The sequence below is a fragment of the Microcoleus sp. MOSTC5 genome (assembly GCF_036701825.1).
Taxonomy (GTDB): Bacteria; Cyanobacteriota; Cyanobacteriia; order Cyanobacteriales; family Microcoleaceae; genus Microcoleus; species Microcoleus asticus.
The window spans coordinates 15,156-31,692 of sequence record NZ_JAUBRK010000079.1; the positions used below are offsets into that span (position 1 = coordinate 15,156).

Below are 16,537 nucleotides of genomic sequence, written 5' to 3' on the forward strand. Positions count from 1 at the left end.
TAAGTTTACTAGCTCTACGGGAATATACTGTATCATGTCACGTAAATTAACCATAATTATTGTAGCGGCGGGTTCACGCGCGATCGGCAATATCAGCCATAACTCCCGTAAACCCGATTCTAGTGAGAACTTTTACCCTCGAAAATCTCCCAAAGCTTTCAATGCAAATTGTGGCAAAGCTAACATCCTGCGCCACCGCCAAGGTTCTTGATAAAGCCGGTACAACCATTCTAAATGATTGTCGCAAAACCAAGCCGGCGCGCGGGTTTTTGTTCCCGCCCAAATATCGAAACTGCCGCCTACTCCCACCCAAATTGACTGAGGACACAGGTGTCGGTGTTCGGCAATCCAAAACTCTTGGCGAGGCACTCCCAAGCCGACAAAAATTAGTTTTGGTTGCATTTGTTTGAGGCTTTCACGGAAGTCTTTCTCTTCATCTGCGGAAAGATAACCGTGTTGAGAAGCAATCGACAATCCGTTAACCTTTTGCTGCCAAGTTTTGGCCGCCGCAGCCGCCACTCCGGGGGAACCTCCAAAGAAAAATACTGGTTCCGAATCCGGCAATTTTCCGGCTTCTTGCAGCAGCGATTCTGCTAATTCAATCCCCGGATAGCGCTGCGCCGGTTTGCCGCGCATCCGCAAGTACAGCACCACTCCCGAACCGTCGGGAATCACCAGTTCCGCTTTGCGGATTACATCCGCTAAAGCCGGATTTTGCTCGGCTTGCATCGCCATTTCAGCATTCAAAGTCACGACGTGACTTCCCAACCCTTGATGCAGGCGCTGCATCAGCCAACCTGCATAATCATCTAATATGTGAACTGGTAGTCCCAGCACTGAAAATTGCGGCTGCGATCGATCCATATTTTTTTCTTTGAGATTCCTACACACCTAGTTATTTAAATTAGCTTAGATTGGCGATCGATGCTAGACTACTTTTGGACGCAAAAAACCCGGTTTGTGCCACAAAGATTCTGTTAAGTCATCATTCCGTGGCCTAGAAACCGGGTTTTTTGTACGCGGCGCGCAAGTCCATTAGAGTTAGGCTGCCAAGTGCGATCGAGCATTAGTGTTCAATTTTTTTGACAGAGCCGTCAGCGTACCATTCCATCGGTACTAGCTCAATTTTACCATTAATTTTCACTGTAGAGTAGACAATTTTTACGAAAGGAACGGTGTTGTTATTGTTGTTGCGGCTAGACATGGCAATCACCTTTTTGTGTTTGCAAAACTTGAGAAATAATCTGAACTCTGATATATTTAAAAGTCTATTCACCGCAATTCGGCTCGCATCAGGAAAAACAAGGAAAACGAAATGGCGATCGCAACAACTCAGCGACAAACGAGGTTAGATTATTACTACCAACAAATCAAAACCGTCATTCTCAAGCGTCAGAACCCAATTACGGGTTTGCTGCCGGCGAGTACCGCCGTTAACGCCCACGGCGACTACACCGATGCTTGGGTGCGCGACAACGTGTACAGCATTCTTGCAGTTTGGGGTTTGGGTTTAGCTTACCGCAAAATTGATGGCGATCGCGGCAGAACATTTGAACTAGAACACGGCACAGTCAAACTGATGCGCGGCTTGCTGTTTGCGATGATGCAGCAATCGAGCAAAGTAGAATATTTTAAAAATACTCAATCGCCGCTAGATGCCCTGCACGCTAAATATAATACTCAAACTGGAAGTATTGTTGTTGGTGATGACAAGTGGGGACATTTACAGTTAGACGCTACATCTATATTCTTATTAATTCTTGCTCAAATGACGGCTTCCGGGCTGCACGTAATTTTTACAATTGATGAAGTCAATTTCGTGCAGAATTTAGTTTACTACATCGGTAGAGCCTACCGCACGCCGGATTACGGAATTTGGGAAAGAGGCCATAAAATCAATCGCGGCAATGCAGAATTGAACGCCAGTTCAGTTGGCATGGCAAAAGCAGCACTGGAAGCAATAAATGGGTTGGATTTGTTCGGAATTAAAGGTTCTCAAGCATCTGTTATTCACGTTTTGCCAGACGAAATTGCCAGGAGTCGCATAACTTTGGAATCGCTTTTGCCTCGCGAATCTAGTTCAAAAGAAGTAGATGCCGCTTTATTGAGTGTGATTAGTTTTCCGGCTTTTGCTGTTGAAGACCGAGAATTAATAGAACGGACTCGGAATAAAATTATTGACAAGTTGCAAGGAAAATACGGCTGCAAGCGGTTTCTGCGGGACGGACACCAAACAGTGTTGGAAGATGCCGATCGCCTGCACTACGAACCCACAGAATTAAGGCAGTTCGAGCACATTGAATGCGAGTGGCCGCTATTTTTCACTTATTTATTTTTGGACGGCATATTTCAGGGAAATCAAGCCCAAGTGCAAGAGTACCAGCAGCGTTTGGAATCTCTAGCAGTCGATCGCTCTGGTTTGCCACTGCTACCAGAGTTGTACTACGTCCCCGCCGAAAATATAGAAGCAGAAAAGTTAAATCCCAGCAGCCAGCAGCGCTTGCCCAATGAAAATATTCCCCTAGTTTGGGCGCAAAGTTTGTATTTTCTCGGCCAATTGCTAAATGAAGGATTAATCGCAGTTGGCGACATCGACCCGCTGGGAAGGCACTTATCAGTGGGCCAACACAGAGAACCTTTAGTGCAAATTGCACTGTTAGCTGAAGACGAAGATTTGCAAGCAGAATTAGCCGCTAACGGCATTGCCGCGCAAACCCCAAAACAGGTAGAACCAATTCAAGTCCGCCAGACTAAAGAATTATCAGCTATTTACACGCAAATTGGACGCAACGACCCATTAGGTTTAACCGGGCGCCCCGTGCGCCGTCTGCGGAGTTTAACCACTTCTCGGGTGTTTAAAATTCGCGAAGAAGCGATCGTATTTCTCCCCTCATTTTTGGACAGACAAGAATTTTACCTAACTCTAGACTACCATTTCCTAGTATCTAAAATCAAAAGCGAAATAGCTCACATTCACCGCCACTGGTATCAGTTGGGACGCCCCACGGTAACGCTGATGCTGACTCACACGATGCTGGAAACCGGCCGGGAAGCGTTGTTAGAATTAATGAAGGAATTCCGGGATGGACACTGTAACAACACGCCAGTTAAACTCGGAAATCTTAAGCAGTTAATGCTGACTGCTGGCACCGAAAGAATTGATTTCATGCACGATTTTGAATTTACCGAATCTCCGGTGACAGGTGCAGTAGAAACGCGCAGCTATCTAACTTACAATCCTGAAAAAACTTGGCCTTTGGGTCACACGCAAGAATTTAAATTAGAGTGCGAAACTAATACTCAATTCTTGCTAACTAGCCTGCGCGATTCAGAAAATTTGTACGAACAAATTGAGTTGCTGCACACGTTAGTTCGCCTCAAAGGATTAAATTTTGATACCGGATTTGGAGGTGCGGCAGAAACAGTACAAGTTGTGGATTTACTTAACGAAGTTTATACAAAAGCTGGAGAAAGTTCGCAATCGAAAATCCAATGGGCTGTCATCCGCCATGCCGCAGGTTTGCTGGACAAAGTTGATATCAGCTTGTCCGATGCGGTGACAGATATTTTGGTGCGGCAAAAACAGATTGCTGTGGGGAAAGCCTACAGCGAAGATTCGATAATTTCGCGGCCGGGTTCTTATACGGAAGTAATGGAAAAAATTCGCGGTTTCTGCGGAGAAGACATTCGCGATCGAGTTCTCACCCAAGAAATTCTAATTTACCTCAGCGTCCTCATTAAAGCAGAACCACACTTATTTAAAGGTCTGCTGACACTGAGAGTTAGCTACTTTATTCTGCTGTTAACAAGCGAATTAGCCCGCGAATTAGGAGTGACGCAGAATGAAGCTTACGAACATTTAATGCAGCTAAGCCCTTTTGAAATCAAAAATCGCCTGCGCCAAGTGTTGACAGAATACGAGGAAATGAATCAAATCCTCAAACAGCAAGAATCCCTGCGTGTGAAACAGCCGGAAAAAGATATTGAATGGGTAGTAGCGCCAGTTTCCGAAGAACCGCAAATGCCTGCGGGAGGATGGCGGCGGAAGCGGCAAATGGAAGGTGCAGTCAATCGCGTACCGAAAGATTTTTATCCGAGTGTTTGGGGACTTCTGCGACACTGCAAAGGCTTGATTATTGGCGATAAATTAGAGCGGCGCAATCGGTTAGATAGCCATATTATATTATCGGAAATGACGCCTGGTGAAAAGAATTTCGCGCTACAAATCGAGCATTTGCTGAATAAAATTGTGGCACCAGAATACAGACAAGTCAATATTGAGGCGCTGATGGAGTTGGCGGCAATTGGCCAGCGCAATCCAGAATTGCAAGTAGAAGAATACATCGTTTTAGATGTATTAGTCGGTCACGCGGTGCGGCTGAATTGGATGGGTAAACACTTGGAAAGAGCAGATAAATACGACGAAGATAAAGCGACGGCTTGGCAAGCTTTTTACAATACTTCCCCTTACGTTTGTGCGAGTCACGTACTCGATGCTTTCCGATTTTTGACGAAGTTTGGATAGATTGAGTGGGAATTCCGATTTTAGATTTTAGCGGTAAGGTGCGCACTGCGCACCCTACATACAGAGGTTCTGCGTAAGTCCTATGTTGTCTTATATTCTCTCTCTTTTCTTCCTCTGCGTCCTCTGCGGTTCATTAAAAGAAGTTCTCATAAACTTAATTTTGAGAAATTATCCAACCTGTTCTTGAGGCTAAAACATATGATTAACAACAAACCGATAACTATTAGCCTCTTTACTGGAGCCTACGGTTTAGATTTAGGTCTAGAAAAAGCAGGACTTCAGACAGTAAGTTTAGTAGAAATCGAACCTGATGCTACCAAAACAATCTCTCTAAATCGTCCTCATTTATCCCCATCTGCTGTACCGAGAGATATTAGCGAAGTCAGCGCCCAAACTCTATTACAAGAAGGCGGACAAATCTTAGGTTTAGAGCGCCCTCTGCGCGCTGATGAAGTAGATTTAGTGACTGGTGGCCCCCCGTGCCAACCCTTCAGCACAGCCGGAAAACGGGGGTCTGTTGGCGATCCGCGCGGTAGCTTATTTATGGAGTTCATACGCATTGTTGACGAAATCAAACCGCGCTTTTTTATCATGGAAAATGTTAAGGGATTGCTGTCAGCTCCGATTCGACATCGACCTCACGATCGCAGAGGTTTAGGTTGCCCCCAGTTAGAAGCTGATGAGATGCCCGGTGCAGCTTTACAAGTGATTTTGGCAGAAATGAAACGCATTGGTTATGAAGTTGTGTATGATTTGCTCAATACTGCTGATTACGGCGTTCCTCAAGTTAGAGAAAGAGTAATTTTTATTGGTTATAAAGGTAATGATTTAGTTACTTTGCCGCTTCCAAATTACAGTCAAAAAGGTATTGGTAAAAAACCCAAATGGCTGACGCTTAGAGAAGGATTAAAAGATTTAGTAGATTCTCAGCCCGAATTTGTCCCTTACTCAGAAAGTCGCCTCAAGTATTTGCGCCTGTTAACAGCAGGTCAAAACTGGAGGGATTTACCCAGCGAATTAAAGCAAGAAGCAATGGGAGGAGCTTATAAATCTGAAGGCGGTAAAGTTGGTTTTTATCGACGCTTAGCGTGGGAGAAACCGTCGCCTACTGTCACAACGAGTCCTCATCAAAAGGCTACAGATATGTGTCATCCCGATGAATTGCGTCCTTTGAGTGTAAAAGAGTGCGCCCGAATTCAAACGTTTCCAGACGATTGGGTTTTTTATGGCTCAACTGCTTCTAAATATCGGCAAATTGGGAATGCAGTTCCGGTATTATTGGGAGAGGCGATAGGTCAATACCTTTGTCAGGTAATTAAGGGCGATCGAGTTAGAGGAAGAGAAATAAGTCAACAGCTTTCTCTTTTCAGTTAACTAATATTTAAAATAGAGTTGAGGAGAAATAAAAGTGTCAGAGCAACTTCATGAATTATTAGCATTTGTCTTAGAAAAAGAAATAGGATTGCCTGCCAGCAAGTCTCGCTCTTTCGCCAGTCATTTTGCGGAGTTAGAAGAATTTTTTAACTTAGAAGCCGCAACACTCAGAAACGGCATCAGCAGCATATCAGGCAAAAGAGCGCTCAGATTTACTCCCGATGAGATTGAACGCATTTTAGCATTTATATCTTCAGGCAAGCTGTCGCTGCAACTTACGATCGCTGAAAATTTTTTAGCCAGCATTTGTCGAGATTTTACTGGGCGACAGCTAGTTATGGTTGAAAATCTGACTTTAGGGAAAATTCATCCCAACCCATTTTTAATTAGGGCATTAAATCTGGACACTCCCGAAGAAGTTGTCAGGCTCAATGTTTATATGACTGCTACTAGGTCTATTGTCACTTCAATGGGATTTTTTATTCAAAAACTATTGATATCTTGCTCTGAAAGTGCAGAAAGTCCACCGGGCAAGTCAGGATGGGACGCAATTAAAACTACCAGTGATGGCGAGAAATGCTGGATACAGGTGAAAAGCGGCCCAAATGATATGGATAAAGACCAGATAGTATATTGGGCTGCCAAAATTGAGGAAAAAATTAACGAGGGCGATCGCGCTTATATTGGTATAGCTTACGGTAAAAGAACTAATAAAACTGTAACACTTGGTTTGCTCAAGCAAATTTTGCCCGATTCGGAAATGATCACTTTAATTGGTCGAGAACTGTGGGATTTTGTCAGTGAAGATACTCGCTATACTGTGAATCTGTTTGAAGTTTTGCGTCAGTCGGCTCGTCAAGTTTTAGCACAAAGTTCTATTGATGAAGCTATAGAAAGGTGTAGCGATAGACTAATCGCTGAATTTATCGGAAAATACGGCGAGGGAAGTCAAGGTGTTTTTAACTATATAGCAGATATATTTTGATTTACAGGTTCGTAGTAGCGCCCAAACGCTACTACAAGCCCCATACTACAAAACTCCTTTAGAACTCGGAATTCGACTGGCGCGCCGGGGATCGATTTCTACCGCCATCCGCAGAGCTCGCGCAAATGCTTTAAACGCCGCTTCGACAATGTGATGAGAATTGCCCCCCTGCAACTGTCGAATGTGCAGTGTCATCTGAGTGTGGTTCACCACCGCCGAAAAAAACTCTCTCACTAATTCGGTATCGTAAGTGCCGATCCGCTGATTGGGAATTTCCAAGCCGTAACTTAAGTGAGGCCGTCCCGAAAAATCTAGCACTACCTCAATTAAAGCTTCATCGAGAGGGGCGATGAAATGTCCGAAACGAGAAATGCCCGATCGATCCCCGACAGCTTTTGCTAGCGCTTGGCCTAAGGTAATTCCCACATCCTCGTTCGTGTGGTGGTCGTCAATCTCCAAATCCCCGATCGCCTGCACGTCCAAATCGATCAATCCGTGAGAAGCAATCTGGTGCAACATATGGTCTAAAAACGGAATCCCCGTAGACGCCTTGCAAGTTCCCACACCGTCGAGATTGAGGCTGGCCGTGACATCCGTTTCCAGTGTCGTGCGTTTCACTAAGGCGGCCCTACCTGGTTGAACTGAAGTTGCAGGAGGCACAGAAGGGCGATCGATTATCTCCATAATTCGCAATTGGTCATTCATTAGTTATTGATAATTAGTAATTGAAGATTAGAGCTTGATCGGCGCTGATTCTCAAGTGTTTAGTTAAGAGAATTATGCCAAACTCAAAACTATCGAAAGGGGCGGTTGTTGAATAAAACTTACTTGTTAAAGTAAAAGTTTATTGTCTAAACCCGCCCCTACATAACTCAAAACTCTCGACTACCGTTACATTCCCATGATTTCGTAACCGGCATCGACATACAAAACTTGACCCGTAATTCCGCTAGCGAGATTGCTGCACAGAAAAGCCGCAGCATTTCCCACTTCCTGCTGAGTCACCGTCCGCCGCAGCGGCGACACTTCCTCAACGTGGTGGATCATGTCCAGAATACCCCCAACTGCTGAGGAAGCAAGAGTCCGAATTGGGCCTGAAGAAATCGCATTTACCCGAATATTTAACGGGCCCAGTTCAGCAGCTAGATAGCGAACATTCATTTCCAAAGCCGCCTTAGCAATTCCCATCACATTATAATTAGGAACTACCCGGACGCCGCCCAAATAAGTCAGGGTCACAATACTGCCGCCCTCGGCCATCAGGGGTTTAGCAGCAGCACAAAGCCGCACCAGCGAGTAAGCGCTAATATCTAAAGCATTGGAGAAACCTTGGCGCGAAGTGTTGGTGAAATCTCCCGACAACTCGTCCTTGCCGGCAAAAGCCAGACAGTGGATCAGGATATCTAACTTGCCCCACTTGTCGGCGATGGTTTGAAAAGTAGACTCAATTTCGCTCTCGTCTTGGACATTGCAGGGCACATACAGACTGGGATTGAGCGGTTCCACCAGTTCAGCGACTTTGCGCTCGTGCTTGCCTTTCTCGTCCTTCAAAAAAGTTATGCCGAGATTGGCCCCAGCTTTGTGGAGCTGCTGAGCGATGCCCCAGGCGATCGAGCGATTGTTGGCAATGCCCGTAACAAGAGCATTTTTTCCGGTCAAATCTATCATCTGTATTTCTTCTAGAAGCAACTTGCACCGTTCTCATTGGCTCTATGCGACAACCCCGCCAGTTTAGACACAACTGATTCAGATTTAACTGATTCAGACACAATTGAGACACAAGTGAGACACAATTGAGACACAATTGATATTAATTTTGCTGTGGAGCTACATGGAGGCGGAATTGAAAAAGTTAAGAGAAGGGCTAGATTTAATCATACAGCGTGTGTTTACCTTAACATTAGATGGAAGTAACAGAATCCTTGCATATTGGAGGTTAGGAAGTATATTTACTCAATAAGCTTAATCGGCAAGTTATAAAGTATTGATTAGTACAAAGGATCTAGTCGTGACGCATGATAGACCGCTAGCAGCCGTGTTCCGCCAAATCAGCGGCGGGGCGTTTCCACCCATTGTGGAAACCTTTGAACGGGGCAAGACAATTTTTTTCCCTGGAGACCCGGCTGAGCGCGTCTACGTTCTCATTAGAGGTGCTGTGAAGCTCTCCAGGGTTTACGAAGCAGGGGAAGAAATTACAGTCGCCCTCCTGCGCGAAAATAGCGTATTTGGCGTGCTGTCTCTGATTACGGGACACCGATCGGACAGGTTTTACCACGCGGTAGCCTTTACGCCGGTGGAATTGATCTCGCTGCCGATCGAACAAGTCGAGAAAGCGCTCAAGGAAGACCCGGAACTGTCGATGGTGATGCTGCGGGGACTGTCGTCTCGGATTTTGCAAACCGAGATGATGATCGAAACGCTGGCCCATCGAGATATGGGTTCGAGACTCGTCAGCTTTTTGCTGATTCTGTGCCGGGACTTTGGCGTACCCGGTACAGAGGGGATTACGATTGATTTGAAGCTGTCCCACCAGGCCATCGCCGAAGCGATCGGCTCGACACGGGTAACGGTGACTCGTTTGCTGGGGGATCTCAGGCAAGAAACAATGATCTCGATCCACAAGAAAAAGATCACAGTCCACAACCCGGTGGCCTTAAGCCAGCAATTCACTTGATGCCGAGAAAGTATCGGATTTTGGATTTTGGATTTTAGATTCAATCCAAAATCCAAAATCCAAAATCTAAAATCGGAATGACTGCTGGATACATCCTGGTATTTGTAATTTTAGTGTTGGGGGGTGTGATCGCCACTGTCAGCGATCGTCTTGGGACGAAAGTCGGCAAGGCAAGGTTGAGCTTGTTCAAGCTTCGCCCCCGCGATACTGCTGTTGTTGTGACAGTGATGGCCGGCAGCATCCTGTCAGCACTTACTCTGGGCATTTTGTTTGCTACTAGCAAGCCGCTGCGAACGGGAGTTTTTAGAATAGACGAGATTCAAAAAAGACTTAACAACGCCCGCAGAGAACTCAACCAAACCACTCAAGAAAAAAATCGAGTTGAAACTGAATTAACTCAAGCCAGAGCCGCTCAAGCGCAAGCTAGAGCCAATTTAGAGCAAATTAATCAATCCCTCCAAACAGCTAATGCCGAGCAAGCTCGGACGCAAACAAAATTAAACTCGCTGCGAGCTCAGCTCAACAGCGTGCAAGCAGCCAAGTCTAAAACTGAACAGCAGTTAAGTCAGGTAGAAGCGGCTAAATCTAAGACAGAAGAACAGCTTAGCAGCGTGGAAGCAGCTAAATCCCGCACCGAAGAACAATTGAAACTGGTTGAAACGATCCGATCGACTACAAAAGCTCAGCTCGATCGCACTGAGAACCAATTGAAAACTGTTTCTGCTCAAAAAACGACTTTAGGCTCGGAAATCGCCCAACTGCAAGAGGAGCGCCAACAGTTAATCGAGCAGCGAGAGCAGGTAAAAGCTCAAATTGCCCAGCGAGACGCAGAAATTGCCAAGCGAGAGCGAGAAATTGCCAAGCGAGACGCAGAAATTGTCGATCGCAACGAACTAATTGCCCAGCGAGACAAGGAAATTGCCCAGCGGGTGCAAAACCTCGCCGAGCGCGATCGAACTATTGTCGATCGCGACAAAGTAATTGCCGAGAGGGAAGCACTATTAGAAACCTTGGCACAGCAACAAGCCCAACTCGAACAGCAACAAACTGTCTTGCAGCAGCAAGTGCAAGTTTTGGAACGGGACTTTCAGGCAATCCGCGAGGGTACAGTTGCCATCAGGCGCGGTCAAATTTTAGCTGCTGGCGTCGTTCGCATTATCGAACCCGGTATGGCAAGTGGCGCGATCGATCGACTTTTGCGAGAAGCAAATAAAACCACCGTCGGACTCATGCAGCCGGAAAATAGGAAGGTTAGAGACCAGGTTATTCAAATTACTAAAGCAGAAATCGATCAACTAATTAGTCAGATTAAAGACGGGCAAGACTACGTGGTGCGGATTGTCGCCGGCGCTAATTACCTGCGGCAAGAAAAGGTAATTAAGGTATTTGCAGAAGCAGAAATCAATCGAGTTGTGTTCCGGGCTGGAGATGTGATTGCAGGGGTTGCTGTCGATCCGGTGACTTTGACCGACGAACAGGTGCGGCAGCAGTTGCTGCAATTGATAGAAGCTTGTCAATTTCGCGCTCGCCTGATCGGCGTTGTCGGCGGTAGAGTCCAAGTGGCCGACAATCGGGTTGAAACTTTAGCTAATTTTATCGAGCGATTGCAGCAGTACGAGAAACCGGTGGATGTTCAGGCGATCGCCGCAGATGTCACTTACATCGCCGGCCCGCTTAAAATAGATTTAGTTGCTCGTGAAAACGGAGCCGTTGTTTTCCGCACCGGACAACAGAATCAAGGCCAAGGAGACTTGAAAATTAAAAAATAAATTTGGTAACTGGTAAGTGGTAATTGGTAACTGACTATGATTTTAGGTTTCGATCCAGGTAAAGACAAGTGCGGTATCGCCGTCATGAGTACAGATAACAATGTTTCCTACCATGAAGTTGTACCCTCCGAGAGTGCAATTTCGACTATTCAATCTCTGTGCGAACAGTTTTCAATTGAGTTGTTGGTGCTCGGAGATCAAACGACTTCTAAAAGTTGGAAACAAAAATTGACGCAGAGTTTGTCGCCTGCGCTCAAAATTGTTCGGGTGGACGAGAGGTACAGCAGTTTGGAAGCCAAGGAACGCTACTGGCAAATGTACCCTCCGACGGGACTCGACCGCTTGATTCCAAAGGGAATGCGGACGCCGCCGAGACCGGTGGACGATATTGTGGCGATCGTCCTGATTGAGAGGTATTTGAATAAAAGTTAGTCAATTTTATAACCGTTACCACTGATTCTCTTTGATTATTAAGGAATCAATATATTTTTGCTGGTCTTGAATTTTTCACTGAAATAAAATACACCCTAAATTTAGAGGATCGATCGTTGAATCACAATTAGTGCTACTTGATAACACCTTCGGTCAAAATTACCTTACCATTCTGCCGGACTTGCAGCCGTTGGGGGTTAATCGAATAGATAATATTGCCGTTAGTCGCTTCATAAGTTCCGTCGTCACCTGTAGTTACTTGCATGACATTGATTTGGGTGCCATTTATTTTGCTGAGGCCGCGGTAAAAAATATCGCCTTCCTGGGTTTTGCAAATGTATATAGAAAAGTTGGGCGTTGCGAAAGATTGCACCATTTCTGCCCTCGGACATCCCTCAACTTGAGCAATTTGCAGCGGTCGATCATTGCCCAAAGTCTTCGGTGCGATCGCCAGAACCTTCCCAATCGGTTCATTTAGTGCAGTTGCTTGTGCTGAAGCGGTCAAAAAGCCGTGAAGCGAAGCTATCCCGAAGGGAATCGCACTAATGCCAGCCATAACTAGAACTACTCCTTTAATGCCCTTAAATCTATCTTTATCAAACATCTTGTCACTCCTGGTTTTAACTATATAATTACATCTTAAGCGATCTTTCTGGATATTAATAATATTTAATATCAGAGGTGAAAGATGCAGGAACACGGTACACCGTCGGTTTAAGTAAGGTGCGAACTGTCTACCTTACACCAGTGAAAATACACAAGTATGTCAATGCGATCGAAGGAAAGCAATCTCTTGCATTGAGGAGATTTTTAAGATTTTATGACTTGTTCGCGCCGATCTGAGAAACCGGGTTTCTTCATATATTTCTCGTTACTAAACCTTTGATTTTCCTAGAAACCCGGTTTCTCGTCTCCCCTGCGATCGCGAACTGACCGAAAGCATCTAGGATACAAGCCCCCGGATTCATCCGTGGAGAAATAAAAAACCTGTATCTGATAAAGGAGCCCCCGAATTTATCCGTGGGGTCAATGCTTCAAATCTCAAATCTCAAATCTCAAATCTCAAATCTCAAATCGATTGACTCAGTTACACGGTAATGTTGATTGGCGCTTAGCTATTTAGTGAATAAAAAAAAGGGAAACAGAAGATACATTCTTTCTCCATTTCCCATTTTTTTAATAACCGTCGTCCTGACTGCGAACTTGGTAATTAATTAACTGCTGCCAACTGTTTGTCTTTGATTTCCACAGGGGCGGTTAATGCCTCTTCCAAATCCGCACAGCCGAGTTTTTCCTCCAAAATAGCCATCACTTCGCGGCCGAAATCATTGGAATTACGCTGCCAAGCTTCTAAACAAATTTGCCCGAAAAACGAACCCAAAGGCTCGGGATTCCACAGCAACTTGCGCGCTGTCCAAGGCATCAAACTCATCGGATCGTAACCCGGTTGCAGAATATCCTTTTTAAAGGCGTATTCTTCTAAAATAGTGTGCGGCTGCAAGCCGATAAAGAAAATAGCTGGTTCTACTTTATCGGCTCCGAAAATGCGCTCTAATTCTCGGTGATAAGCAATAGTTTGCCGGATGGTTTCAAAGGTTTCATCAATGACGTTAAATGAGTAATTCACGGAAACCACATCGTTGTAACCGGCTGCTTTTAAATCGCGACAATTTTCCAAAACTACTCGCAAGTTGTAGCCCATCCGCATTTTGCGAACCAGTTCCTGGGAACCGCTGGTGATGCCGATTTCAAAGTAATTCATCCCCGTTTTTACCATCAAATCGCACAACTCTGGTGTGAGATTATCCGCACGGATGTAAGCAGCCCAGTGTATGTCAGTCATGCCGGCGGCGATGATTTTTTGCAATAATTCGATCGCATCATCGATGAATTTGCGTGCAGGGATAAATTGAGCGTCGGTAAACCAGAAATTGCGGATACCTCGATCGTACAATTGCCGAATCTCCGCCACCACCTCATCCGCCGGATTGATCCGCACTTGTTTTCCTTCAATCACCGTATAAATGCAGTAACAGCAATTGTGAGGACAGCCGCGCTTGGTTTGGACTCCGACGTAGAAGTCCATATCTTGTAGATAATATGAAAATTCCGGCCAAATCGTTTCGATGTAGTTGTAATCGCAGGCAGTTTTCTCAATGTTGGCTGGCTTTTCGTGAATTAGCTTCGCGCGCGGCACGGTTTCTCCCACCACATAACATCTTTCCTCGGCCAAATCTTCGCCCTTAATCAACTTCTCCAGCAAAGCTTCGCCTTCCCCCACCGAAACCACTGTTCCCGCCGGCAAACTGCGCCCCAACTGCTCGTAAAACACGCTCACAGCACCGCCACCGACCACTGCACGAGCTTCCGGGCGGTATTTCCGGGCCCGCTTCAATCCCCGCTTAACCAGGCCCAAATTCCGCCAGAGTTCGGTATAGTAAGACACGGCCAAACGCAGTCCTCCGAGTGCTCCCCGGAACTTGATCAGCAGATTTTGGGCGTAGTAAAACTCGAAGGCATTTTGCAGCGGGTTGCCGCCCCGGCCGCCCACGGGGGCGTAAATTTGAATGTCCCGCCAAGAAAAAACTAGCAGCGTCGGCTTAAACTCGTCTATGCTGGCATCCAAAGCTTTAGCGAAATCAAGGGGGGGCACCGCACCTAAATCGAAAATGCGCTGTTCGACATCGGGAAACAGCTTGTGTACGTGATCCGAAAGATACACAACTCCGATCGGAAAAATCGGATTGCAAGGGAGGCGAACGTACAGGACTCGGTTTTCTCGGCTTTCCATAATTGCCATATCCTAAACTGGAACTTTTTCTACTATGTTAATATTCTTTTAATATAACTTTACAATCGGTCTAATTTTCGCAATTTGATATTAAATATTCTTAAATTTTTCTATTCGGCTCAAGGCCCAGCGTGTTGGTGTCGATCGGCGACAGCAGCAAAAAAAAGCTAATTTTTAAGCAAATACAGCGTATATTGACCGAATATCCCACCTGGGGGTCAAAAAAACAATATTTATACCAGTAAATTATAAATTAAAGTTCGATCTGTCTCTAATGTGTTAGGGAGTTGGTAGTCGGCTTTACAGTTGGCTGGGATCGCCTAGTGTTAGCCTGAGAAGATAACTAAAACTTTTAGGCAAGGCTCCCTCAGCAGTTATGGCTCAAATTCTTGACCCCCTACCCTCAGACACCGACAGCAAGATTCTGTGCTGCTACGTCAACGCCACCAGCCAGATTCAGATTGCTCGCATCGCCAACATTCCTAACTGGTACTTTGAACGAGTGGTGTTTCCCGGACAGCGCTTAGTGTTTGAAGCGATGCCGGCCGCAGCATTGGAAATTCACACCGGGATGATGGCCAGTGCAATTTTGTCGGATAAAATTCCTTGCGATCGCTTGCAGATTAACGAAGGCCCCTATTCAAAGGTTAATCCTAGCAGATCCCCAGAGGCAGTTGAGGGCGATCGAACAGCAATGGCCGGCCGCCCCAAATCCCGAGAAATCTCAGAACCTTTGACTGTACCGGCACTAACCGCCGTCGATTAATCGGAGTTGTGAGTTTTGAGTTATAAATTGTCAGTGAATTGATAACTCCGCGCTCAAAATTCCAACTTCAGCAAAGTGATAAAAACTCAACACTTAAGAATCAAAATTTCTGAAATGAATTTTAGATCGAAACTCGCGACTGCAAATATTATCCGGTTTTTCGTATTTCCCTGAGTTTTGTTGGTGGGTCCGACAACTGTGCAAAAATATCATTAAACAGCTTGTCGAATTTCAGCCATGTCAGCACAACCGATCGCCTCTTCCCCATCTTCTGCCCCAGTATTTGAGCCGGCGATATTCAGGCTTTCTCCCCTGATTAGAATCACGCTTTTGAGCTTGTACGCGGCGCTGACAATTCCATTGCCGTTTTTGTCGGAAGTAACGAAAGCACCCGTTCCGCCGGCCGCACTCTGGGCGGCAATTGTTGTCGGCGCTGTGGGCCTGTACGGCGCGCTCAGTGAAAGGGTAATTTTGAGCGAGGAAGGGATTGAAGTGACATATCCCAAGTGGTTTCCGCGTTTTTTTCGCAAGGGTTGGTCGCTACCTTGGACTGAGGTAAAAGCTCTCAAACCTCGATCGACCGGTCAAGGAGGTTTAGTTTACTATTTTTTGAGTCATTCGGGTGAAGGTTATTTGTTGCCAATGCGAGTGGCTGGGTTTGGTAAATTAGTCGGTTTGGTGGAAGCAAAAACAGGTATTGATACTAGAGATGTCCGCCCTTTGTCGCAGCCTTGGATGTATCTTATTTTACTTTTATGTACGCTGCTGCTGCTGTTGGTAGATGCGTGGACTATTGTCACGGCGATCGGGCTTAAAGGTAATCTGTAATATTATCTCCGGTACAATAACCGTTATAAAGTTGGTAGTGAGGACTAAACTCCAATGGCACTGAAAAAGTGAGCCAAAAAAAATCTGTAAGGCAAGATATACATAGATAATTGCCTTACAAACCAAAATATCTCTCTCCCGGCAATGCCAAATCGTGCGTGCATTCTCAAACAACAATTTTTGCCCTGGTTGCCTCACCGGGCGGAGAAGCTGCTGCCAGAAGAGTTAGTCCAGGAGCTTCTAGCGAAGGAGAAGATCACCTACTACCAAAGCATCTACACACCGATAGTCACCTTGTGGGCGATGATATCCCAGGTACTAGGGCGTCGGTTCAGTATTAGGAGTTGACAAAAAAAGGAATTTATGAAATTAGCCAGTGCATGAGTTCGAGTC

14 protein-coding genes are annotated in these 16,537 nt (G+C 45.7%); 8 read left to right on the forward strand and 6 right to left on the reverse strand.

Translation table 11 applies throughout. The annotated features are described in order from the left end of the window. Nucleotides 1-132: 132 nt before the first annotated feature. Complete coding sequence (locus QUA54_RS29850; RefSeq protein WP_333418143.1) at nt 133-864, reverse strand: WecB/TagA/CpsF family glycosyltransferase; 732 nt, start codon at nt 862-864, stop codon at nt 133-135. A gap of 202 nt (nt 865-1,066) precedes the next feature. After that, nucleotides 1,067-1,204, reverse strand: a complete 138-nt coding sequence (locus tag QUA54_RS29855) for a hypothetical protein (protein ID WP_333190668.1) — start codon at nt 1,202-1,204, stop codon at nt 1,067-1,069. A 111-nt stretch (nt 1,205-1,315) separates the two neighbouring features. Between QUA54_RS29855 and QUA54_RS29860 the strand changes: the two genes are divergently transcribed. The 3 genes from QUA54_RS29860 (at nt 1,316) to QUA54_RS29870 (ending at nt 6,884) form a co-directional block, all read left to right on the forward strand. Next, nucleotides 1,316-4,525, forward strand: coding sequence for a glycoside hydrolase family 15 protein (locus QUA54_RS29860; protein ID WP_333418144.1), 3,210 nt, complete (start codon nt 1,316-1,318; stop codon nt 4,523-4,525). 198 nt (nt 4,526-4,723) lie between these two features. Continuing rightward, nucleotides 4,724-5,899: a DNA cytosine methyltransferase gene (locus QUA54_RS29865; protein WP_333418146.1), complete on the forward strand. Its 1,176-nt coding sequence runs from the start codon at nt 4,724-4,726 to the stop codon at nt 5,897-5,899. Between the two features lie 34 nt (nt 5,900-5,933). Further along, nucleotides 5,934-6,884 (forward strand): PmeII family type II restriction endonuclease, encoded by a 951-nt coding sequence (locus tag QUA54_RS29870; RefSeq protein WP_333418147.1) that lies wholly within the window; start codon nt 5,934-5,936, stop codon nt 6,882-6,884. Nucleotides 6,885-6,929: 45 nt separating this feature from the next. On the opposite strand, the gene hisB is transcribed toward QUA54_RS29870, so the two are convergent. Next, nucleotides 6,930-7,568, reverse strand: coding sequence for an imidazoleglycerol-phosphate dehydratase HisB (hisB, locus tag QUA54_RS29875; protein WP_333190729.1), 639 nt, complete (start codon nt 7,566-7,568; stop codon nt 6,930-6,932). Nucleotides 7,569-7,775: 207 nt separating this feature from the next. Further along, entirely contained in the window at nt 7,776-8,552 is a 777-nt protein-coding gene (gene fabI / locus QUA54_RS29880) for an enoyl-ACP reductase FabI (protein WP_333418150.1), read from the reverse strand. 340 nt (nt 8,553-8,892) lie between these two features. On the opposite strand from fabI, the gene ntcA reads away from it, so the two are divergent. The 3 genes from ntcA to QUA54_RS29895 all read left to right on the forward strand — a co-directional run bounded on the left by ntcA (nt 8,893) and on the right by QUA54_RS29895 (nt 11,759). Further along, complete coding sequence (gene ntcA / locus QUA54_RS29885) at nt 8,893-9,558, forward strand: global nitrogen regulator NtcA (RefSeq protein ID WP_006634020.1); 666 nt, start codon at nt 8,893-8,895, stop codon at nt 9,556-9,558. A 77-nt stretch (nt 9,559-9,635) separates the two neighbouring features. Then, on the forward strand, nt 9,636-11,327 hold the full coding sequence (locus tag QUA54_RS29890) for a DUF3084 domain-containing protein (RefSeq protein WP_333418151.1): 1,692 nt from the start codon (nt 9,636-9,638) through the stop codon (nt 11,325-11,327). Nucleotides 11,328-11,363: 36 nt separating this feature from the next. Continuing rightward, the gene (locus QUA54_RS29895; protein WP_333190677.1) at nt 11,364-11,759 is read left to right on the forward strand and encodes a pre-16S rRNA-processing nuclease YqgF; all 396 of its coding nucleotides are present in this window, start codon (nt 11,364-11,366) and stop codon (nt 11,757-11,759) included. A 133-nt stretch (nt 11,760-11,892) separates the two neighbouring features. On the opposite strand, the gene QUA54_RS29900 is transcribed toward QUA54_RS29895, so the two are convergent. Then, the gene (locus QUA54_RS29900) at nt 11,893-12,363 is read right to left on the reverse strand and encodes a hypothetical protein (protein WP_333418153.1); all 471 of its coding nucleotides are present in this window, start codon (nt 12,361-12,363) and stop codon (nt 11,893-11,895) included. 606 nt (nt 12,364-12,969) lie between these two features. Continuing rightward, complete coding sequence (locus QUA54_RS29905; protein ID WP_333418155.1) at nt 12,970-14,550, reverse strand: photosystem II high light acclimation radical SAM protein; 1,581 nt, start codon at nt 14,548-14,550, stop codon at nt 12,970-12,972. A 376-nt stretch (nt 14,551-14,926) separates the two neighbouring features. Here QUA54_RS29905 and QUA54_RS29910 point away from each other — a divergent pair, with 376 nt between their 5' ends. Next, nucleotides 14,927-15,316: a DUF1830 domain-containing protein gene (locus QUA54_RS29910; RefSeq protein ID WP_333418157.1), complete on the forward strand. Its 390-nt coding sequence runs from the start codon at nt 14,927-14,929 to the stop codon at nt 15,314-15,316. A gap of 237 nt (nt 15,317-15,553) precedes the next feature. Then, nucleotides 15,554-16,144: a hypothetical protein gene (locus QUA54_RS29915; protein ID WP_333418159.1), complete on the forward strand. Its 591-nt coding sequence runs from the start codon at nt 15,554-15,556 to the stop codon at nt 16,142-16,144. The last annotated feature ends 393 nt before the right edge of the window (nt 16,145-16,537 follow it).